Below are 20687 nucleotides of genomic sequence, written 5' to 3' on the forward strand. Positions count from 1 at the left end.
TTGCCGGCTAGGCCGTGCGCACCTGGATGAGGTTCGCCCACGGGTCGTCGAAGCGCAGCGTCTGGCCGTCGTCGCGCACGCCGACGCCGTAGTGCGTCATCCGCTCCTGCAGGGAGCCGAGCGCGTCGGCATCCGGAACGAGGATGTCGACCTGGCCGAGCCCGAGGGCGAGGCGGCGCTTGCCGGCCCCGCGGCTGTTCCAGGTGTTCATGGCCATGTGGTGGTGGTAGCCGCCTGCCGAGACGAAGAGCGCGCTGCCGCCCATCTCCGCCGTGGTCTCGAAGCCGAGCTTGTCGACGTAGAAGTCGCGGGCGCTCGCGACATCGCCGACGGAGAGGTGCACGTGGCCGACGACCGCGCCACCGATGACGGGGTCTGCGATGCCGCCCTCGGTGAGGTGGTTCTGCAGGTACTCATTGGGGTCGAGCGCGAGCGTCGCCATGTCGATCGTGCCGTGGGTCCAGCTCCACTCGGTGCGGGTGCGGTCCCAGTAGAGCTCGATGCCGTTGCCCTCAGGGTCGGTGAAGTAGAACGCCTCGCTCACGATGTGGTCGGCGCTGCCCGTGAAGGTGCCCGGGTGCTGCCTGGCCACGGAGTAGACGGCGGCGGCGAGGGCGGCCTGGGTCTCGAACAGGATGGCCGTGTGGAACAGCCCGGCGGCGCGCGGCTCCGGGCTGACGAGCTCCGGGGCGTGCTGCAGGATGACGATCGGGACGGTGCCGCGGCCGAGCACGGCCGTCCCGCCCTCGTGGCTCAGCAGCCGCAGCGTGACGGCGTCGCGGTAGTAGGCGATCATCGCGTCGAGGTTGCCGACGCGCAGGGTCACCGCGCCCATTCCGGTGTCTGGGGCCAGGAGTTCGCTGGCGCTGCGGGTGGACAGTGGCTGCTCGGTCATGCTGAATGCAACGGATGCCGCGGCGCGCGTATTCCACGCCGCGGCATCCGCTCGGCTCAGGCGCGAGCCAGGGCCGCAGTACCCCAGTGCCCAGAACTCAGTCCGGCTTCGACCGACCCCCACGCGGCGAGCCGCTCCCTCACGTCGTCGCGTCGCTCAGTGGCGATGGCCTCGGCGTAGGAGGCGGCGAGCAGATCGGCGATGACGACACGCTCGCCGCTGGCAGCACTCAGTGCGGCGGCTTCGACCATGGCGAGACTTGCGATGTTGTCGCGAATCTCGTTCTCCGGCGTTGTGTTGTTGCGAACGCTTTCGACGAATGCAGCCAGTGACCCGGCGATGTTCTCGTAGTCGCTCGGCACGTCGACGGTGATGTCGGCCTCGGCATCAACCTCGACGTGGTGATCGCCGTCCCAGTGGGCGGCGCCGTGTTCGCCGTACACGTGCCACGATCCGTTCCAGGAGGTCTGAAGCCCCGGCGAGCAGCGGCTGCCGGCGTACACATAGCGGACGCCGTCGGTCAGCTCGAACACGGCCGTCGCGGACGCGTTGCTCGCGTACCAGCTCCACGAAGGATTCCACGCGCTGCACTGCACCGAGAGCGGTTCGTGTCCGGTGATGTGACGAAGCGCATCGAAATGATGGATCGACATGTCAACGAGCAGCGGGTGGAGCATCTGTTCGCGAAAGCCGGGCTCGTGATCGGCGTGGAAGAAGTCCGTCGTGACGGTTCCCAGCGCCCCGAGCTTGCTGACGGCCTGTCGGAGTGCGCTGAGGTGATTGAAGTAGCGGCGGGACTGGCTCACCATGATGAGTCCGCCCGTCACGTCGGCCAGGGCAACCTGCTGGATCGCCGCGGGAAGCGTTTCAGCGATCGGCTTCTCGCAGAGCACGGGGAGGCCGATCAGCAACGCTGTTTCATTGACGATTCGATGCGCTTGCGGAACGGTGACATTGATTACTGCCTCGGCGCCCGAGTTCGCCACCACCTCCTCGAGCGAGGTGCCGACGATGACGCCGGATGCCGCTTCCTCCAGTACTGCGCGCTCCGCGAGCGGCAGGTCGAGGTCGACGAGCCCGACGAGCCGCGCGTGTGGCGAGGAGGCGAGCATGCGGATCCAGGATCGCCCCATCGCGCCAGCGCCCACCACGACCACTGGCATCCGTTCGTTGCTTTCCACTGCGAACTCCTGGCTCTCGGTGCTGATGCTCATGCCCGTCAGTTCTCCTGCGCCGCTTCGACGGCACTGGCGAGGGCAGGGGCCGGTTCGCCTGTGACGGGGTGAACGAGTCCATCCGGCGTCCAGAGCCAACCGCCGTCGAACTCACCGGGGCGGTACATGAGCGTCACCGTGTACGGCTCACGCGGCTTGTCGGGGCGCGCCCAGCGCGTGGCATTGGCGATGACCCGCTGTACGTCGGGGTGGTGGTAGACGGGGTAATCCTGGTCACCGGGGCTGAAGTAGAAGACGCGACCGAACCCACGACGGTAGGTGACGCCGCTGCGGAAGACCTCGCCGCCGGCGAAGCTGCTGATGAACACGAGTTCGTCGGGCTCCGGAATGTCGAAATACTCGCCGTACATCTCGTCTTCGGGGATCACGATGGGCTGGGGGACGCCCTCGGAGATGGGGTGACGCGGGTTCACCGTCCACACCAGTTCGCGCTCAGAGGCATTGCGCCAGCGCAGACTGCACGTGGTGCCCATGAGCCGACGGAAGATCTTCGAGTGGTGCCCGGAGTGCAGCACGATGATGCCCATGCCCTCGTTGACATGGCGCGCGATGCGATCGACGACCTCGTCGCTGACCTCCTCGTGAGCCATGTGGCCCCACCACAGCAGAACGTCTGTGTTCTGCAGCACGTCCTCGCTGAGACCGTGCTCCGGCTCATCCAGGGTGTGCGTTGAGACGTCGACGTCCTCGCCGAGGAGCTCACGCAGGCCACCGGCGATGGTTTCGTGCATGCCGTCGGGGTAATTCTCACGCACGATGGCGTGGACCTGTTCGTGGCGGTTCTCGCCCCAGACGACGGCGCGAATCGGAGTGGTGTGTGTCATGGAGTGTCCCTGAGTAGAAGTCTGCTGATGGATGCTGAGAACGAGTGTGCTGCCGATTTGATGGTATGTCAAGACAAAGTGACCATTGGCGGCCATTTCGCGGGCCAGTGTTCGCAGCTCGGCCACCGGGTGTGCGGCGAGGGCGATCGAGTATTGGCTATTGTCAGTATGTTGTGTCATAGTCTCAATGTGATTCTTCATGACAACGGCAATGTGGCCGAGTGAAGGAGAGATGGGGCAACGTGATCAACAAGAAACGGTGGGCCGCAGCGGGAGCACTTGTCGCGAGCGGAGCAATGCTGGCTGGCGTCCTCACGGGCTGCAGCTCGGAAGCGGCCTCGGATGGGCCTGTGCAACTGAAGTTCCTTGTCTACCAGCAATTGCGTGCGGATGCCGCGGAGAAGTTGATCCCCGAGTTCGAGGCCGCGATGGCGGCGAAGGGCACCGAAGTCGACATCGAACTCGTGCGCGAGAATCTCGACGACACGCAGTTCGTCACCAAGGCGACGCAGCAGTTCAATGCCGGAACCGCCCCGGACATCATCGATGTCAACAATCCTTACGTCAACGGCTTCGCCGGTGCCGGCTATCTTCTGCCCCTCGACGACTACCTCGCCGACTGGAGCGAGTGGGACGACTACTACCCCGTCGTGAAGGAGGCCGTGACCGCTGTTGACGGTCAGACCTACGCCCTGCCCCACGAGGCATCGGTGCAGAGCTTCTTCTACCGTGCAGACGTGCTGAAAGAGCTGGGCATCGACACCAGCCAGCCGGAAACGTGGGACGACATGGTCGCGCGTTTGAAGGAGATCACCGCGAAAACGGGAGGGCCCTCTTTGACGCTGCCAGCCGGCAAGGCATGGGGTGGCGGTACCTGGGCGGAATCCGTGCGCAACGTCATCATGGGCGATGGCCCCATCTACGACGAGAAGACGAAGACGTGGACCGTCGCGAGCGACGGTTGGACGCAAACGTTCGAACTCTATGACCAGCTCGTCGACGAGGGGCTGCTTCCGGTGAAGGACCTGCTCAACCCCAACCCGTGGGAGCCGACGAAGTACGTTGCTTTCCCCGAGGGCACGATTCCCGTCGCCGCGCAGGGAACCTGGGGCTGGAAGTACGACTGGGGCCCCGAAGGCTCCGCGCCCATCGAGAACGTGACCGAAAAAGTCGCCACCTGGCAGTACCCCGCGTTCAGCGCGGGCGGCGACCCGTACTCGACCCTCGCGGTCGGCAACACCTACGTGGTGAATGCCGACACGAAGTACCCCGACGTGGCTGTCGAGTTCGCCAAGTGGATGAGCTCCGGTGAAGCGATGGCGCAGCAGCTCGTCGCCGTTGGCGCAGGAGCGCCGCGCACGGGCATTGAGGACATCTCGCCGTACGCAGAGAACGAGCAGCTGCGTGCTGCGGAGGCAGAGATCGAGAACGCCACGCCCGTGCCAACGGCCGATGGCGTCGAGAAGCTCTCCCAGGCCGCGCAGATCGCGACCGAGGGAATCCTCACCGGGAAGCTCGATGGCGCTCAGGCGGCGGCCGAGTTCGCCAAGCAGGCGACCGACCTTCTTGGGAAAGACAAGGTCGCCACGAAGTAACCAGATCGGAGCGCGGTCCCGGCATGCCCGAGGCCGCGCTCCTCTCGGCTTTAGCTGCCATGTCGAAGGAATGAAGTAGATGCGATGACGAACCTGATCCTTACTAAGACGGAGCTGAGCGCAGCTCCAGCTCCAGCTCCCCGTCGGCGGATGTCGCGTCGCGTGCGCAACGAGCGGCTCGCGTTGGTCTCGATGCTGAGCCCCTCGGTGCTCCTCATCGGGATGTTCGTCCTCGCGCCGGTCGTCTACGCCTTCTACCTGAGCTTCACGAACACCACACTCTTGGGTTTTGACGCGCGCAACCCCAAGTTCGTCGGCCTCGACAACTTCACCTATCTGCTGACCAACGACGAGTTCCTCTCTTCGCTGGGACGAACAGGAATCTTCATCCTGCTCTCCGCGATCATCGGGCAGACGGTCTTGGGCATGCTCGCTGCGCTCTGGCTGCACAAGACGTGGCTGCGCGGCAAAGGGCTGTTCGGCGCCGCCGTGCTCCTGCCCATGGTCGTGCCGGAGGTCGTGGCGTCGCTCGCCTGGGCGAGCATGCTCTACTCGGGGCCGCGCGGCACCGTGAACCAGATCATCGGTGTGTTCGGGATCGGCGCGGTCGACTGGCTGCAGACGATGGCGCTGTTCAGCATCATCCTTGTGAACATCTGGCGTGGCATCGCCTTTGCGATGATCATGTTCCAGGCCGCGATCGAAGACGTTCCGCAGGAGCTCATCGAGGCCGCCCACATCGACGGCGCCTCCGCGTGGCAGGTCTTCCGACACGTGACGCTGCCGCTCGTGCGCCAGCCGATCTTCCTATTCCTGCTCTTGACGACGATCACCACCGCAGGAATCTTCGGCTTGGTCTACTTCCTGACTCAGGGAGGACCCGGCGATGACACGCAGCTCGTCGCCCTGTACATCTACGACCGGGCCTTCCAGTTCTCGCAGATCGGCCTGGGAAGTGCAGCGTCCGTGATCCTGCTCATCCTCGTGCTGATCTTCGGTCTCACCTACGTTCGTTTCGCCAAGATTGAGGTTTGAGCGATGTCCGACACAGCCACCAGGGCGCTCGTAGCGCCGAATCACCCCGTTCGCCTCTCCAAGCGCCCGCTGACACCAGCCGCGCGCATCAACCGGGTGCTGATCTACGTGCTCGTCGTCATCATGGGGTTGTTCTGCCTCATCCCCTTCGCCTGGCTCGTGTTCGCCTCGGTCGACGAGAACGCATCGAGCACCCTCGCCTGGCCGGAGTTCACACTGCAGCACTACGTTGAACTCTTCACAGAGGCGCAGACGCTTCAGCTGCTCGGCAACAGTCTCATCATCGCCGTGGGGGCCACGGCCCTCACGATTCTGCTCGGCACGCTTGGCGGCTACGCGCTCTCGCGCTTCCGCTTCCCGTTCCGCCGTTCGTTCATGTTCTTCATCCTGCTGATCAGGGTGGTGCCGCCGACAGCGACGATCGTTCCGCTCTACCTGATCGTGGTGAACCTCGGACTCAACGACTCGCTGTTCGGCCTCGTCCTGGTCGAGGCTGCTGCGCTGCTGCCGCTCACGCTGTGGCAGATGAAGATTGCCGTCGACTCGATCCCTATCGAGCTGGAAGAAGCCGCATGGGTCGACGGCGGCACCCGCTTCCGCGCCTTCCGCATCATCGTTTTCCCGCTGGTCGGGCCGACCCTCGGCGCTGCAGCGATGTTCGCCTTCATGGGTGCCTGGGGCGACTTCCTCACGCCGCTCGTGCTGTTGCAATCCCCGGAGCTGTACCCGCTGTCGATCGGTCTGTTCTACGCCTTCTCCGAGTTCAACCAGGTCAACTGGGGAGTGCTCACGGCAACCGCCATGATCTACATGGTGCCGCCCACCGTGCTGTACCTGCTCGTGCGGAAGTACCTCTTCAAGGCGTCGCTCTCCGGCGCAGTCAAGGGCTAGGCCGCCGAAGACAGTATCGAAATGGCGGGACTCGCACTGCGAGTCCCGCCATTCGTGTGACCAGCCGGTGGGTCGGCTAGCGATCGACCAACGTCACCTCGAACGAGTAAAGGTCGGGGCGGTAGCAATGCTGGCCGTACTCAACGGCGCGGCCGGAGTTGTCGTAGGCGGTGCGTTCCATGGTGAGCACCGGCCCAGCCGCGGCGATGTCCAGGAGTGTGCTCTCTTCATCCGTCGCCGTGCGCGCTCCGATGCGCTCACGGGCCACCCGCATCGTCGTGCCGCGGGAGCGCAGCACCTGGTACAGCCCGTACTCGGTCAGCGCGCTCGTGCTGAGGTCGGTGAAGTCACTGGGCAGATAGTTCTCGAGCACGGCGAGGGGGGTGTCGTCAGAGCTGCGCAGGCGACGGAGGTGCAGGAGCGGCGAGCCTTCGGGGAGGGAGAGGTGCTCGGCCATCGTCTCGTCGGCCGGGATGACTTCGGAGAGCAGCAGCGTCGTCGATGGCTGGTGGCCGGAGCGCGCCAGATCCTCATGCAGGCTGGTCAGCTCGACCTGGCGGGCCACCTCGCCATGGACCACCTGGGTGCCGATGCCCCGTCGACGCACGAGAAGGCCTTTGTCGACCACGTCTTGGATTGCCCGTCGAATCGTGGGACGGGACAGCCCGAGGCGCTCGCCGAGGGCAACCTCGTTCTCGAGCCGCGAACCGGCGGGAAGGACGCCGCTTCGAATGGCGTCCTCGATCCGGGTCGCGACCTGGTAGTACAACGGGATCGGCCCGGCGCGATCGATGTCCATGAAAAGCTCTGGCGGAAGAGTTTGTTCGCTGTTGCCCATTGCGCCACTCCTATTTGCTCGACCGAGGCGTCCCCGCGATATGTGTTTACATTAGCACTTGGGTACCGTTAAACGGCGAGAGCCGCGACCCCCGATCCGGGGGATCGAGGGTCGTGGCTGTTGACGTTCCGGGGCTAGCCGAGCAGCGGACGCTGTCCGGCGCGCTGCTGCTCGTACGCGGCCCGGGCGCGCTGCGTCGACTCCATGGTCGACACCTCGGCGATCGGCACATCCCACCAGCCATTGCCCGACGGCGCGAAGAGCAGCGGGTCGCTGTTGACGTGAATGAGCGTCGGGCCGTCGCCGGCCTTCGCCGCGGTGACGGCCGCCGTGAGCTCTGCGATGACGTCAGGCGACGGCTCCACCCTGATGACGTTGACGCCGAGGCTCTCGGCATTCAGCGCGAGGTCGACGGGCAGCGGTTCGCCCTGCTCTGCGCTGTTGCGCTCGTCGTCGCGGAAGCGGTACTTCGTCCCATAGCGTTGCGAGCCGACCGTGTCGCTCAGCGCCCCGATCGAGGCGAAGCCGTGGTTCTGGATGAGGACGACGATCAGCTTGATCTGCTCGGCCACCGCCGTCACGAGCTCGGTGTGCATCATCAGATAGGAGCCGTCACCGACCATGACGATGACATCGCGGTCAGGTGCTCCCCGGCGCACGCCGATTCCGCCGGCGATTTCGTAACCCATGCAGGAGAAGGCGTACTCGACGTGGTAGCCCAGGTCATCCCGCACGCGCCAGAGCTTGTGGAGGTCACCAGGGAGGGAGCCGGCCGCGCAGACGACGACGTCGCGGGGGTCTGAAGCCTCATTGACGGCGCCGATGATCTCGGCCTGGGCGGGCAGAGGGCGTCCGCTCGGGCGGAAGGCTTCATCGACGATGGCGTTCCACTCGTCCTTGCCGCGGGCGACTCTGGCTCGATAGTCCGCCGATGTGCGGTAGTCACCGACGGCGGTCGCCAAGGCGTCCAGCGCTTCCCTCGCGTCGGCCACCACCGAGATGGCTGCACCGTGCTTGACGGCGTCGAAAGACGCGATGTTGATGTTGAGGAATGTCACGTCGGGGTTCTGGAAGGCGCTGCGCGAGGCGGTGGTGAAGTCGCTGTAGCGGGTGCCGATTCCGATCACGAGGTCGGCGCCTGCCGCAAAATCGTTCGCGACCGTCGTCCCGGTCGAGCCGACCGCGCCGAGCGAGAGCGCGTGGTCCCACGTCAGGGAGCCGACACCGGCTTGGGAGGTGCCGACGGCGATGCCCGTCTGGTCGACGAAGCGGGCCAGTGCGGCTGCGGCATCCGAGTACAGGACGCCGCCGCCCGCAACGATGACGGGACGCCGGGCCCGTCGGATAGCCTCGGCGGCACGCGCGAGCACAGCCCGTTCCGGGGTGGGCCGGCGAACGTGCCACTCCCGGTCGGCGAGGAACTCGAGCGGCACGTCGATGGCTTCCGCCTGCACGTCTTCGGGGAGGGAGAGCGTGACCGCGCCGGTTTCGACGGGGTCTGTGAGCACGCGCATTGCCGAGAGCGCCGCGGAGTACAGCTGCTCGGGGCGGTTCACCCGATCGAAGAAGCGCGAGAGCGGCTTGAACGCGTCGTTGACCGACATGCTGCCGTCGTGCGGCAGCTCCAACTGCTGCAACACGGGATCGCTCACGCGGGTGGCGAAGGTGTCGGAGGGCAGAAGCAGCACGGGCAGGCGGTTGGTGGTGGCCAAGGCCGCGCCTGTGAGCATGTTCGTTGCGCCCGGCCCGACCGACGCGGTACAGGCGAATGTGGCGCGGCGGCGGTGCATGCGGGCGAAACCGACCGACTCGTGCACCATGGCCTGCTCGTTGCGCGCCTGGTAGTACGGCATCAGCAGCGGATCGTCGATCGATGCCTGCTTGAGGGCCTGGCCGACACCGGCGACGTTGCCATGCCCGAAGATTCCGAACATGCCGGGAATCGTGCGCTCACGCACGTCTCCGTCGACGGTCCACTGGTGGGCGAGGAACTCCACGAGGGCCTGGCCAACAGTCATTCTGCGCGTCGTCATCGACGGTGTCCTTTCGACAGAGGGGTGTAGGGGAGCCGGGGGTCGAATTCCTGACCGTTCCAGCTGTCGCGAATCCACGCGTGTGCCGGGTCATCGGTGATGTTCCACACGCGCTCGGGGTCTGGGCCGGCCATCACGTTGAGGTAGTACAAATCGTATCCGGGGGCGGCGACCGCGGGACCGTGGTAGCCGAACGGCACGAGCGCGACGTCACCTGTGCGCACGATCCCGTTGGTGTCGATCGTTCCCGCCGCCGAGCTGTACGTGCTGAACAAGCCGAACGGGTCGGCGGATTCCGGCGCCTCAGCCCCGCGGGTCACGGCCGCCTCGAAGTAGTAGATCTCCTCCAGGCGCGACTCGTGGCCTTCGACGTGCTCGTCGTGCTTGTGCGCGGGATACGACGACCAATTCTCGGCCGGGGTGATCACCTCGCACACGATGAGCTTCGCCGCGCTGAGAGCCTGCGGGGTGCCGAAGTTGTGCACCTGGCGGCTCGAGCGTCCCGCCCCGCGCAGCTCGACAGGGACCGCATCGCGGTCGATGTGCTGCGACGGCAGTCGGATGCCGGTTGGCGCTTCTGCGACCGCGATCCGGCCGGCGCCCCGCACGGTGGCCGAGGATCCGGCACCGAGATAGAACACGTCCGTTGGGCCGTCGAACACCGTGGCGCGACCTCGGAGATCAATGCCAAGCTGGGCGCCACCGTGCTCCAGAGCATCGATCCGAAACGAGCCGGAGAGCGGGATGAAGATTCGTTCGACGTCGCCGGCCCCGAGCTCGAGCGTGCGGCCGTGTTCGAGTACGCCGATTCGGATGCCGGTGTGCTCCCAGCCGGCGATCCGATCGTCGACCACTCCCTCCCATCCGGCATGTGCCAGGGAACCGCGGGGGAAGAACCATTCGTTGCTGCGGTGCATGAGTGCCTCGCCGCCTACGTCGTCTGCGGGAAGCCGAGGTCGATTCCGCCGGACCCGGCGTGCGGCCAGCGGCTGGTGACAGCCTTCTCACGCGTGAAGAAGTCGAAGCCGTGACGACCGTATGCCTTGCTGTCGCCGAACAGGGAGTCCTTCCAGCCGCCGAAGGAGTAGTAGGCGACGGGGACGGGGATCGGCACATTGATGCCGACCATGCCGACCTCGACCTCGTTCTGGAATCGGCGTGCGGCACGGCCGTCGGCGGTGAAGATCGCCGTTCCGTTCCCGTAGGCGCTCGAGTTGATGAGTTCGACACCCTCTGCGTAGTTCTTGACCCGCACGACCGCGAGGATCGGGCCGAAGATCTCGTCGATGTACACCTTTGAGGAGGTGCTCACATTGTCGATCAGCGTCGGGCCGAGCCAGAAGCCCTCGGCAGCGCCATCCGGCTGCACCGTGCGGCCGTCGAGCACGACGGTGGCCCCGTCGTTCTCGGCGATCTCGATGTACGAGGCGACCTTGTCCCGGTGCTGCCGGGTCACCAGCGGCCCCATGTCGCACGAGCGACGACCATCGCCCACCGTGAGGGGCACCGCCCTGGAGACGATCTTCTCGATCAGTTCGTCGGCGATGGCGTCGACGGCGACGATGACACTGATCGCCATGCAGCGCTCGCCGGCCGATCCGAAGCCGGCGTTGATCGCGGCATCCGCCGTGGCGTCAAGGTCGGCATCCGCCAGTACCAGCATGTGGTTCTTGGCACCGCCGAGTGCCTGCACACGCTTGCCGGCCCGTGCGGAGCTCTCATAGATGTAGCGGGCGATCGGCGTCGAGCCGACGAAGGAGATCGCCTTCACATCGGGGTGCTCTATCAGGCCGTCGACGGCCACTTTGTCGCCGTGGAGCACGTTGAAGACACCGACGGGGAGCCCGGCCTCGGCGAACAGTGCGGCAAGCCAGTTGGCGGCCGACGGGTCCTTCTCGCTCGGCTTCAGCACCACGGTGTTCCCCGCCGCGATGGCGACAGGGAAGAACCAGAGCGGAACCATGGCCGGGAAGTTGAACGGGCTGATGATGCCGACGACGCCGAGGGGCTGGCGAATGGAGTAGACGTCCACGTCGGTGGACACATTCTCGGAGAACTCGCCCTTCAGCATCTGGGGCAGCGAGGTCGCCAGGTCGACGACCTCGAGTCCGCGGGCGATCTCACCGAGGGCATCGGAGACGACCTTGCCGTGTTCGGCCGTGATGATCTCCGCCAGTTCGCCCTTGCGAGCGTTCAGGAGTTCTCGGAACGCGAAGAAGACCTGCTGCCGTTTCGCGAGCGAGGTGTCGCGCCAGGCTGGGAAGGCGGCACGGGCCGCGGCGACTGCGGCGTCGATCTCCGCACCGTTCGCGAGGACGACGCTCGTGGTCTGCACGCCGAGCGCCGGATCGAAAACGGGCGCGATCCTGCCGCTTGTGCTCGGCGACGACTCGCCGTTGATCCAGTGCTGAACGATTGGGGTGACGGACTCTGACATGGCTGCGATGACTTCTTTCAGGCGGGAGATGAGACTCAGGAGGGATGAACGAGGCTGGCCGCAGTGTCCACGGCAGCGGCGACATCGCCGTCGGACGGGTAGAGCAGGGTGCGACCGACGACCAGGCCGTGGACGCCGGGCAGGGCGAGAGCGTTCTCCCACGCGGCGTAGACCGCGTCGGGGTGTCCGTCTGGATCGCCGCCGAGCAGCAACGTCGGCAGGGTGGTCGCGGCCATGACGCGCTCCATGTCGTTCACGACGGGGAGCTTCAGCCAGGAATAGGCCGAGCTGGCACCGAGACCGGCGACGATGGCGACCGACTTGATGACCGCATCGGTGCTCAGATCATTGCGGATGCGACCGTCGACCCATTCACTCATGAACGGTTCGAGCATCACGGGGAGCCGGGCTTCGGCGGCCTGCGTGACGACCCGAGCCGTGGCCTCGATCGTGCGCACGGAGAGCTCGTCTGCGAGGTTGATGCGCAGGAGGAGCTTCGCGAAGTCGAGGCGCGAGCGCAGAATCGTGTCGACGTCGTATCCGGTGTAGCGGTCATCCATCTCGAATGCGGAACCGCTCAGCCCGCCGCGGTTCATCGAACCGACGGCGATCTTGCCATCAAGCAAGCCGAGTGCGGCCAGATCGTCGAGGATGTCCGGTGTTCCCAGGACTCCGTCCACGCCGGGGCGGGACAGCGCTGTGGCCAGGCGCTGCAGCAGATCGTATCGGCTGCTCATCGCCATGGCATCACCCCGCACACCGAGGGCACCGCGCGCGGGGTGGTCCGCGGCGATGATGAAGAGCCGCCTGTCGCCGGTCAGCAGGGGGCGTCGGGTTCGTGATTTGAGGACCGCGGCGATCGACTCCGGTGCGTTCGCCCGCAGCTCGCGGAGGCGCGTGAAGTCCTCGGCCGAGAGCTGTGGGGCGATCGTCTTCAGCTCGGGCTCAGACATGGGCCTCAACGATTCCGCTCAGCGCGGCTTCGACCTCGGCGGTCGACGGCATCGCCGTCGAACACTCCAGGCGCGACGCGACGACCGCGCCGGCGACGTTGGCGAATCGCAGTGTGCGCTCGAGCGACCATCCGCTCAGCAAGCCGAGGCAGAGGGCACCTCCGAAACTGTCGCCGGCTCCAAGCCCGTTGACGACCTCGACTGGGAACGACTCGACTTCGACCGTCTCGTCTCTGGTCTTGGCCAGCACGCCCCGCGGGCCCCGCTTCACGATGGCGAGTTCGATGCCGCGCTCCAGGAGCGCGTCGGCGGTGCGGTGCGGATCGGTTTCCCCGACCGCGATCTCGCATTCTTCCCGGTTTCCGACGGCGACAGTCACAAGTTCCAGCGCGCTGTCGACCTCGGCGCTGGCCTGCTCCGGCGACTCCCAGAACATCGGCCGGTAGTCCAGATCGAGCACCGTGAGCGGTGCGCGACCGCGCGCGGCCCACGCGGCGTGGTGCGCGGAGCGGCTCGGCTCGCGGGAGAGCCCGGTGACCGTCGACCAGAAGATCTTTGCCGAGCGAATGGCCTCGAGGTCGAGCTCATCGGAGTTGATCACGAGATCCGGCGCGATGGGGTCGCGATAGAAGTAGAGCGGGAAGTCGTCCGGTGGGAACAGCTCGCAGAAGGTGACCGGCGTGTTCAGACCGGCGACGGTGCTGACGAAACGGTCGTCCACTCCGAGGCGGCGCAGTTCCTTGCTCACGAACCGCCCAAAGGGATCGTTTCCGGTGCGCGTGATGACGGCGGAGCGCAGCTCATGCTTGGCCGCAGCGATCGCGACATTGGTGGCGCTGCCGCCCAGGAATTTGCCGAATGTCTCGACGTCCTCGAGGCCGACGCCGCCCTGAAGCGGATAGATGTCGACACCGACCCGACCGATGGTGAGTAGATCGAGGGGTGTGGCGGTGGTGAGGTCGGTCATACTGCGCTGTATCGCTCTCTTCCCAGTGGATAGTGAGACTCACCTTACACGACATTTGTGCGTTTGTCCTGACATATGAGGTGTTGCTCGCATCCGAACGCGCTGGGCGGCGCTCAGTTCAAACGAGATCCGGAGTCAGCTCTCGAGTGGCCGCCATCTGGGCAAGCCAGTCATCGAGTGATGCACCGAGCACTGCACGCACCTCCGGATTCCGGTCACCGAGGTCCTGCGACTCGATCGGGTCGGTGTCAAGGTCGTACAGACTCTCTCCCGGTGTCGTTTCTTCGCCCAGCCGCTCGCTGGGATTGCGGACCAGCTTCCACCGGCCGCTGCGCACCGCCGACTGACCTTCGTACTCCCAGAAGAGCTCGCGCGGCTCCTCCGCCTGCTCGCTGCCCCTCAGGGCGGCCAGCAGGCTCTTGCCGTCGATGTGGTCGACCGCGAGCGTTCCCGCCGCGGCGTCCGGATTGATGGCGTCGAGGAGTGTTGGAAGGACGTCCATCATGGCCGCAGGGTCCGTGAAATCTGCTCCCTGTGGAAGGCCGTTTGGCCAGGAGAGCAGTGACGGAACGCGAATGCCGCCTTCGAAGACCGAGCCTTTGTGGCCGCGAAGACCGCCGGTGCTGCCACCCGTGTACGAGATTTCCTCGCCGTCGAGCCAGTTCCTGGATTCCGCGGACGGGCCGTTGTCCGAACTGAAGAAGATGATGGTGTCGTCGAGTATTCCTTGTGTGCGCAGCGTGTCGACAATGCGCCCGATGCCGTCATCCATCGCCGAGATCATCGCCGCGATGATCCGGCGTCCTTCAGGTAGTTCGGGGAATCGATCGACATACTCGCGCGGCGCATGCATGGGATAGTGCGGGGCGTTGAACGGGACGTAGCAGAAGAACGGGGCATCGGCTGACCGTTCGATGAAGGCGCTGGCCTCCTCCGCGAGCACTTCGGTCAGGTACCGTCCGTTGTTGAAAATGTGCTGTCCGTCTTGCCACAGATCGTGAATCGGATTCCGGTCCTCGGCCCAGTAGAAGATGTGTGAGTAGTAGTCGACGCAGCCCGCGAGGAACCCGTAATGCTCGGTGAACCCGCGGTCGGCGGGGCGAAAGCCGACATCGGTGCCGAGATGCCACTTCCCGAAGATCCCCGTGCGGTATCCGGCCGCCTGCAGGTGGTCGGCCATGGTCTGTTGTGCCGGCATGCCCGCCATGCCCCGGTGGCCGCCGAGAATCTCCTCGACCCCCGCTCTGGTCGGATACTTTCCCGTGAGAAGCGACGCGCGACTGGGGGAGCACACCGGGGAGTTGGAGTACCAATTGGTGAGTCGGAGCCCGCGAGCGGCCAGCGCATCCAAATGGGGTGTTCGGATGTCGCCGCTTCCGAATGCCGAGATGTCGCCATAGCCGAGATCGTCCGCATAGATCACGACGACGTTCGGGGCTTTTCTGTCAGTGTTGTGCACAACTACCCTCTCAATGACACGCGCCTGAGCGCGATGGCGATTCCGTGATGCAGCCGGGCCATGCAGGGGGACGAGCCGCCGCTGCGTTCCGGTGGGCAGAACGTCCATCGGTGCCGTGGTGCCTCGCGAGCTGCGTAGGCCGGGAGGCCTGCCAAGGAACATACAAATGGGTCGGATGAACTATGTCAAGTCAATATGACTAATGCACATCATGACTAATGCACATCGGCAGACCGCCGTCGGGCGCAGAGAGAGACATTCTCCGGGGTCGACGAATAGGCGCCTGGCACCCACGGGGATGACTGCATGGAGTCAGGTGCCGCGCGCGAGCAAGGCATCGCCCGCACGGTTAACCGCGCGTGTGCAGAGAGTGGCGAAAACGCCGGCGTCGCCGTGCTGCTCCACGAGCAGAGGACGGCCTACAGCGCGGTCAGGCGCCCCAGCAGCTCGCGGTAGCGGGCGGCGGTCTGCTCGACGATCTCGGCGGGCAGCTCGGGCGGCGTGCCCTGCTGGTCCCAGTTGGCGGCCAGCCAGTCGCGCACGATCTGCTTGTCGAAGCTCGCCATGCGCGCCTCCGGCGTGCTGCCGACGGCGTACGCCGCGGCATCCCAGTAGCGGCTGGAGTCGCTCGTGAGCACCTCGTCGCCGAGCCGGGTGACGCCGGTCTCGCGGTCGGCGCCGAACTCGAACTTGGTGTCGGCGAGGATCAGGCCGTGCGCCTCGGCGATGGCGGAGGCGTCGGTGAAGATCTGCAGCGAGAGCGCGCGGAGCTCGGCCGCGACATCCGCGCCGACCAGTTCGACGGTGCGCTCGTAGCTGATGTTCTCGTCGTGCTCGCCGAGCGGGGCCTTCCACGCCGGGGTGTAGATCGGCTCAGGCAGGCGGTCGCCGTTCTGCAGGCCGGCTGGCAACGGGATGCCGCACACGGTCTGCGATGCCTGGTATTCCTTCCAGCCGCTGCCGGTGAGGTAACCGCGCACGACGCACTCGACCGGGTACATGTCCAGCGTGCGCACGAGCATGCTGCGCCCGGCGACGGCGGCCGGGATGCGGCTGGCGCCGTCGAGTCCGTGGTCGGCGATGAGGTGGTTGGGCACCTGCAGCTGGTCGAACCACCAGAGGCTGAGGGTGGTGAGCAGCTCGCCCTTGCCCGGGATGCCGGGCTCGAGGACGTGGTCGAACGCGCTCACCCGGTCGCTGGCCACGACGAGCACCTCCGGGCTGGTGGCGAGCGGGTCGCCGGTCCAGGTGTCGTCGTCGGTCATCGTCGCGCTCGGCACGTAGAGGTCGCGCACCTTGCCCGAGTACACGTGGGTCCAGCCGGAGAGTTCTGCAGTCACCGCACCAGTCTACGGGCGCCACGGTCGCGCGCGCGGCGCTGCAGTGGCGCCCGTGACTCGGCCCCGGCCGCCACGCAGCGTTCATCTGGCCGCAATGTTTACGCTAACTGTTTACGTTGACATTTGTGCGAATCCACGCCTAACATGGCGGTGTCAGGCACCCGAACCGGCGTTGTCTCTCGACGCTCGGTGGTGCGCGAAAGACGAACAGAGAGGTTCGTAGCATGCAACGTCGCACCACGCGGCTCATCGTCGCGATCACGACGGCCGCCTTGGCCGTGTCGATCGCCACCCCCGTTTATGCAGCCACCCCCACCCCGCCGCCACCGATTCCAGTTCTCACCGGGGCCGAGCTCTCCGCCTCCTGGGCGGCCCCGCTCAGCACGCGGGGCCGGTACGTCGTCGACGCCAACGGGAACCGGTTCAAGCTGAAGTCGGCGAACTGGGATGGCGCCCAGGGGCACTGGAACGGCACGCAGCCGAAGAGCGATCCAGCCAACTACAACAGCGGGGTGAGCTATGACATCCCGATGGGGCTCGACCGCGTGCCGATGGCCACGCTCATGGCCGACTTCCACCAGGTGGGCATCAACAGCATCCGCCTGCCGTTCTCCAACGAGCTCCTGGGCATGACGGCGCCGGTCCCGGATGCCGCCGTGCTGGCGAACCCGCAGCTGAAGGGCAAGACGCCGCTGCAGATCTTCGACAACGTGGTCGCCGCGCTCACCGCCGACGGCTTCGCCGTCATCCTGAACAACCACAGCACGACCTCGCGCTGGTGCTGTGGCGAGAACGACGGCAACTCCAAGCCGCACAGCAGCCAGACCCTCGACAAGTTCGTCAGCGACTGGGCGTTCCTGGCCGCGCGCTACGTCAACAACCCCCGCGTGGTCGGCATGGACCTGCGCAACGAGGTGCGTCGCGACATCACGGACGACCCCAACTGGGGCATGGGCGACGCCAACGACCTCTACAAGGCGTACCAGCTGGCCGCGGTCGCCATCCAGAAGGTGAACCCGAACACGCTGATCGTGATGGAGGGCATCAACTGGCAGGGCATCCCGATCGACGGCTTCTTCCACGAGCGGCCCAACCTGCGGCCGGTCGCGACGACGTCGAACACGATCCTCTACCCGGACAAGCTCGTCTACTCCTCGCACGTCTACGGCTTCACGGGCCCGAACCACACCGGCGCAACCGGCCTCGGCGAGACGCACGACCCGCGCTACCGCGACATGACCGCCACCGAGCTCGCCGCGGCGCTGACGGCGGAGTCTCTGTTCGTGACGACCGCGGGTCAGCACTACACGGCCCCGGTCTGGGTGAGCGAGTTCGGCACCACCGGCGCAGGCCAGGACAACCCCAAGGAGATCGCCTGGTGGGGCAACCTCATTGACGTGTTCGTCGCCAACGACACCGACTTCGCCGTCTGGCCGCTGGTGACCCAGGCCACCGAAGCGGGTGTGTTCAGCGACAAGTTCGCCCTGATCGGCTACTCGCCGAGCGGCACCAAGTTCAGCATCGCGGATGACTGGCGCTACCCGGCCTGGTCCAAGCTCGTCACCGCGCCGGGCAAGAGCGGACCCGTCGCCGTCGAGCCGCGCTGGAACATGCTCGGCAGCGGCAGCATCTCGCCAGACAACAACTCCTCGCTGCGCTTGCAGGGCACGGACTGGGATTCGGGCAAGTGGAAGGGCAACTGCGCCGACTCCGAGCGCCTGATCGGTCTCTCCCGCAGCTCGAACCGAGCGCTGTGCACGAACAACGCGCAGCCGGCGACGGGCACCGCGTACACGGCGGTCAGCAACGAGTCCACGGTGACGCACGACTGGGCGGGCGGCTACAGCAAGCTGCAGTGCCCGGCCGGCCAGATCGCGACGGGCTTCAGCGTCAACCCTGGAGTCACGAACAAGTGGGCGATGTCGAAGCTGCTCTGCTCGCAGAGCACCACCCCGTTGCCGACGAGCCAGGGCCGCACGCTCTGGTTCGACCAGGGCGACAACCGCCCGGCCGGCGGTGGATCCACCGCAAGCGACTGGGCTCCCGGCAAGTTCAAGGGGCAGTGCGCCAACACCGAGTACATCGCCGGCGTTGCATACACCTACCGCTGGAACAACGGCGGCGTGCCGAGCGCGCTGCTCTGCAAGCCGCTGGTGTGATCGGGTCGGGGCTGGGCGCTTCGGCGTCCCGCCCCGCCTGAGCGCAGCTCGGGCTTCGCTCGGGGGAGCGGAGCCCGGTCATCGCTCGGGGGAGCACCGCCCAGCGAGAACAGTGATGGCCGGGTCACCACACGGTGACCCGGCCATCAATCTGTCGCTGGGCGGGCTACTCCGCGACGCGGGCGGCGATGTCGCTGCGGAACTGCGCGCCATCGAGCTGGATGTTGCCGAGCGCCTCGTAGGCGCGGGCGCGAGCCCCGGCGAAGTCCGGTGCGGTCGCGACGACGTTCAGCACGCGGCCGCCGGTCGAGACGAGACCGCCGTCGCGGCTGGCGGTCGCGGCGTGGGCGATGTGCACGCCATCAACGGCTGCCGCGGCATCCAGCCCGGTGATCGGGCGACCGGTCACCGGCGTCTCCGGGTAGTTCTCGCTGGCGAGCACAACGGTGACGCAGGCGTCGGCCGAGAACTCGGGGTTCGCGCGCTCGCCGAGTGCACCGGTTGCGGCGTCGAAGAGCAGGCCGGAGAGCGGGGTGACGAGGCGGGGGAGCACAACCTGCGTCTCCGGGTCACCGAAGCGGGCGTTGAACTCGATCACGCGGATGCCGCGCTTGGTCAGGATCAGGCCGCAGTAGAGCAGGCCGATGAACGGCGTCTGCTCTGTCGCGAGCCGGCGCACGGTCGGCAGCGCGATCGTTCGCTGCACCTCGTCGACGAAGGCGGCCTCGCTGCCGAACTCGGCGTCGAGCCACGGCAGCGGCGAGTAGGCGCCCATGCCGCCGGTGTTGGGGCCGGCGTCGCCGTCGGCGAGGCGCTTGTAGTCCTGCGCGGGGGAGAGCGGCAGCACGTTGTGGCCGTCGCTGAGGAAGAAGAGGGAGACCTCCTGGCCGTCGAGGAACTCCTCGATCAGCACGCTGCCGTGCTGCAGCCAGTGGCTGGCGTGGCCGATGGCGGCGTCGCGCGACTCGGTCACGAGCACGCCCTTGCCCGCGGCGAGGCCGTCGGCCTTGACCACGTACGGCGCACCGAACTCGTCGATGGCGGCGGTGGCCTCGGCGAGGCTGCCTGCGCGCACGGCACGGCCGGTGGGGACGCCGGCCTCGTCCATGATGCGCTTGGCGAAGGTCTTCGAGCCCTCGAGCTGGGCGGCGGCCTGGGCCGGCCCGAACACGGGGATGCCGCGGGTGCGGAGCGCGTCGGCGACGCCGGCGACGAGCGGGGCCTCCGGGCCGATCACGACGAGCTGGACGTTGTTGTCCATCGCGTAGTCGGCCACGGCGACGGGGTCGTTGGCGTCGAGGGCGACGGTGCTGATCGAGCCGGCGCGTTCTGCGCCGGCATCCGCCGCGATGCCGGCATTGCCGGGCGCGGAGATGATCTCGTGGGCGTCGCCGCCACGCTGCTCCTCTGCAAGGAGGGCGGTGATGATGGCGTGCTCGCGGGCACCGGAACCGAGGACCAGAATTCTCACCGGTTCAGGCTACCGGATGCCGCGTGCTCCCGCCCGCGCGCCCCGTCGGTTGAGCCCGCCCCGTCGGTTGAGCCCGTTCCGTCGGTTGAGCTTGTCGAAACCGGGCCCCGTTGGTTGAGGTTGTCGAAACCCTGCCCCGTCGGTTGAGGTTGTCGAAACCCGGGGCGGGTAGCGTGGTGGGCATGGCACGGGCACGCATCGATGACGCACAGGGGCGGGCGGCCGTCGCCGCCTGGCGGGCGGATGCCGAGGGCGCCGGCCGCGACATCCGGGCCCTGGCCGTGCGCTACACCCTGCAGCTGCTTGCCGAGCTGGCTCCGGGCAACACCCTCGAGGTGCGCGTCCCGCCGTTCGGCGCCGTGCAGTGCATCGAGGGGCCGCGGCACACCCGCGGCACCCCGCCGAACGTGATCGAGACAGATGCCGCCACCTGGCTGGCGCTCGCCGCCGGCGAGCTGCCGTGGGCCGAGGCGCTGGGCTCCGGCGCCGTGCACGCCTCCGGGCAGCGCGCCGACCTCGCCGCGCAGCTCCCGCTGCTGTAATTGCTCCGGCTCC

At 66.8% G+C, this 20687-nt stretch carries 18 protein-coding genes; 6 read left to right on the forward strand and 12 right to left on the reverse strand.

Annotated elements, in window-relative coordinates; translation table 11 throughout:
- Positions 1–7 precede the first annotated feature (7 nt).
- Genes EV379_RS00825 through EV379_RS00835 form a run of 3 tightly spaced genes read right to left on the reverse strand, consistent with a single transcriptional unit; the run spans position 8 to position 2954 of the window.
- Entirely contained in the window at positions 8–895 is an 888-nt protein-coding gene (locus EV379_RS00825) for a VOC family protein (protein WP_242616176.1), read from the reverse strand.
- A 56-nt stretch (positions 896–951) separates the two neighbouring features.
- Positions 952–2109 (reverse strand): Gfo/Idh/MocA family protein, encoded by a 1158-nt coding sequence (locus EV379_RS00830; RefSeq protein WP_242616177.1) that lies wholly within the window; start codon positions 2107–2109, stop codon positions 952–954.
- A 5-nt stretch (positions 2110–2114) separates the two neighbouring features.
- Positions 2115–2954: a ThuA domain-containing protein gene (locus tag EV379_RS00835; protein WP_130504484.1), complete on the reverse strand. Its 840-nt coding sequence runs from the start codon at positions 2952–2954 to the stop codon at positions 2115–2117.
- A gap of 27 nt (positions 2955–2981) precedes the next feature.
- Between EV379_RS00835 and EV379_RS00840 the strand changes: the two genes are divergently transcribed.
- The 4 genes from EV379_RS00840 to EV379_RS00855 all read left to right on the forward strand — a co-directional run bounded on the left by EV379_RS00840 (position 2982) and on the right by EV379_RS00855 (position 6475).
- Positions 2982–3179, forward strand: coding sequence for a hypothetical protein (locus tag EV379_RS00840; RefSeq protein ID WP_130504485.1), 198 nt, complete (start codon positions 2982–2984; stop codon positions 3177–3179).
- 125 nt (positions 3180–3304) lie between these two features.
- The gene (locus tag EV379_RS00845; protein ID WP_207226168.1) at positions 3305–4549 is read left to right on the forward strand and encodes an ABC transporter substrate-binding protein; all 1245 of its coding nucleotides are present in this window, start codon (positions 3305–3307) and stop codon (positions 4547–4549) included.
- Between the two features lie 84 nt (positions 4550–4633).
- The gene (locus EV379_RS00850; protein ID WP_207226169.1) at positions 4634–5584 is read left to right on the forward strand and encodes a carbohydrate ABC transporter permease; all 951 of its coding nucleotides are present in this window, start codon (positions 4634–4636) and stop codon (positions 5582–5584) included.
- 3 nt (positions 5585–5587) lie between these two features.
- Positions 5588–6475, forward strand: a complete 888-nt coding sequence (locus tag EV379_RS00855) for a carbohydrate ABC transporter permease (RefSeq protein ID WP_130504486.1) — start codon at positions 5588–5590, stop codon at positions 6473–6475.
- 76 nt (positions 6476–6551) lie between these two features.
- Here EV379_RS00855 and EV379_RS00860 read toward each other — a convergent pair whose 3' ends face one another.
- The 8 genes from EV379_RS00860 to EV379_RS00895 all read right to left on the reverse strand — a co-directional run bounded on the left by EV379_RS00860 (position 6552) and on the right by EV379_RS00895 (position 16502).
- On the reverse strand, positions 6552–7313 hold the full coding sequence (locus EV379_RS00860; RefSeq protein ID WP_130504487.1) for a GntR family transcriptional regulator: 762 nt from the start codon (positions 7311–7313) through the stop codon (positions 6552–6554).
- A 134-nt stretch (positions 7314–7447) separates the two neighbouring features.
- On the reverse strand, positions 7448–9346 hold the full coding sequence (gene iolD / locus EV379_RS00865; protein WP_130504488.1) for a 3D-(3,5/4)-trihydroxycyclohexane-1,2-dione acylhydrolase (decyclizing): 1899 nt from the start codon (positions 9344–9346) through the stop codon (positions 7448–7450).
- Complete coding sequence (iolB, locus tag EV379_RS00870; RefSeq protein WP_130504489.1) at positions 9343–10263, reverse strand: 5-deoxy-glucuronate isomerase; 921 nt, start codon at positions 10261–10263, stop codon at positions 9343–9345. Before iolB ends, iolD begins: the two co-directional genes overlap by 4 nt.
- 14 nt (positions 10264–10277) lie before the next feature.
- Positions 10278–11783 (reverse strand): CoA-acylating methylmalonate-semialdehyde dehydrogenase, encoded by a 1506-nt coding sequence (locus EV379_RS00875; RefSeq protein ID WP_130504490.1) that lies wholly within the window; start codon positions 11781–11783, stop codon positions 10278–10280.
- A 35-nt stretch (positions 11784–11818) separates the two neighbouring features.
- A complete protein-coding gene (locus EV379_RS00880; RefSeq protein WP_207226170.1) occupies positions 11819–12736 on the reverse strand; it encodes a class I fructose-bisphosphate aldolase in 918 nt (305 codons plus the stop codon).
- Positions 12729–13703, reverse strand: coding sequence for a 5-dehydro-2-deoxygluconokinase (gene iolC / locus EV379_RS00885; RefSeq protein WP_130504491.1), 975 nt, complete (start codon positions 13701–13703; stop codon positions 12729–12731). The genes EV379_RS00880 and iolC overlap by 8 nt, the downstream gene beginning before the upstream one ends.
- A gap of 118 nt (positions 13704–13821) precedes the next feature.
- The gene (locus EV379_RS00890) at positions 13822–15162 is read right to left on the reverse strand and encodes a sulfatase-like hydrolase/transferase (protein WP_207226171.1); all 1341 of its coding nucleotides are present in this window, start codon (positions 15160–15162) and stop codon (positions 13822–13824) included.
- Between the two features lie 419 nt (positions 15163–15581).
- A complete protein-coding gene (locus EV379_RS00895; protein WP_130504493.1) occupies positions 15582–16502 on the reverse strand; it encodes a phosphoribosylaminoimidazolesuccinocarboxamide synthase in 921 nt (306 codons plus the stop codon).
- 224 nt (positions 16503–16726) lie between these two features.
- On the opposite strand from EV379_RS00895, the gene EV379_RS00900 reads away from it, so the two are divergent.
- Positions 16727–18661: a glycoside hydrolase family 5 protein gene (locus tag EV379_RS00900; RefSeq protein ID WP_130504494.1), complete on the forward strand. Its 1935-nt coding sequence runs from the start codon at positions 16727–16729 to the stop codon at positions 18659–18661.
- A gap of 166 nt (positions 18662–18827) precedes the next feature.
- On the opposite strand, the gene purD is transcribed toward EV379_RS00900, so the two are convergent.
- On the reverse strand, positions 18828–20132 hold the full coding sequence (gene purD, locus EV379_RS00905; RefSeq protein WP_130504495.1) for a phosphoribosylamine--glycine ligase: 1305 nt from the start codon (positions 20130–20132) through the stop codon (positions 18828–18830).
- A 182-nt stretch (positions 20133–20314) separates the two neighbouring features.
- On the opposite strand from purD, the gene EV379_RS00910 reads away from it, so the two are divergent.
- On the forward strand, positions 20315–20674 hold the full coding sequence (locus tag EV379_RS00910; RefSeq protein WP_130504496.1) for a sterol carrier family protein: 360 nt from the start codon (positions 20315–20317) through the stop codon (positions 20672–20674).
- The last annotated feature ends 13 nt before the right edge of the window (positions 20675–20687 follow it).

The organism is Microterricola gilva (assembly GCF_004217495.1).
Classification (GTDB): domain Bacteria; phylum Actinomycetota; class Actinomycetes; order Actinomycetales; family Microbacteriaceae; genus Microterricola; species Microterricola gilva.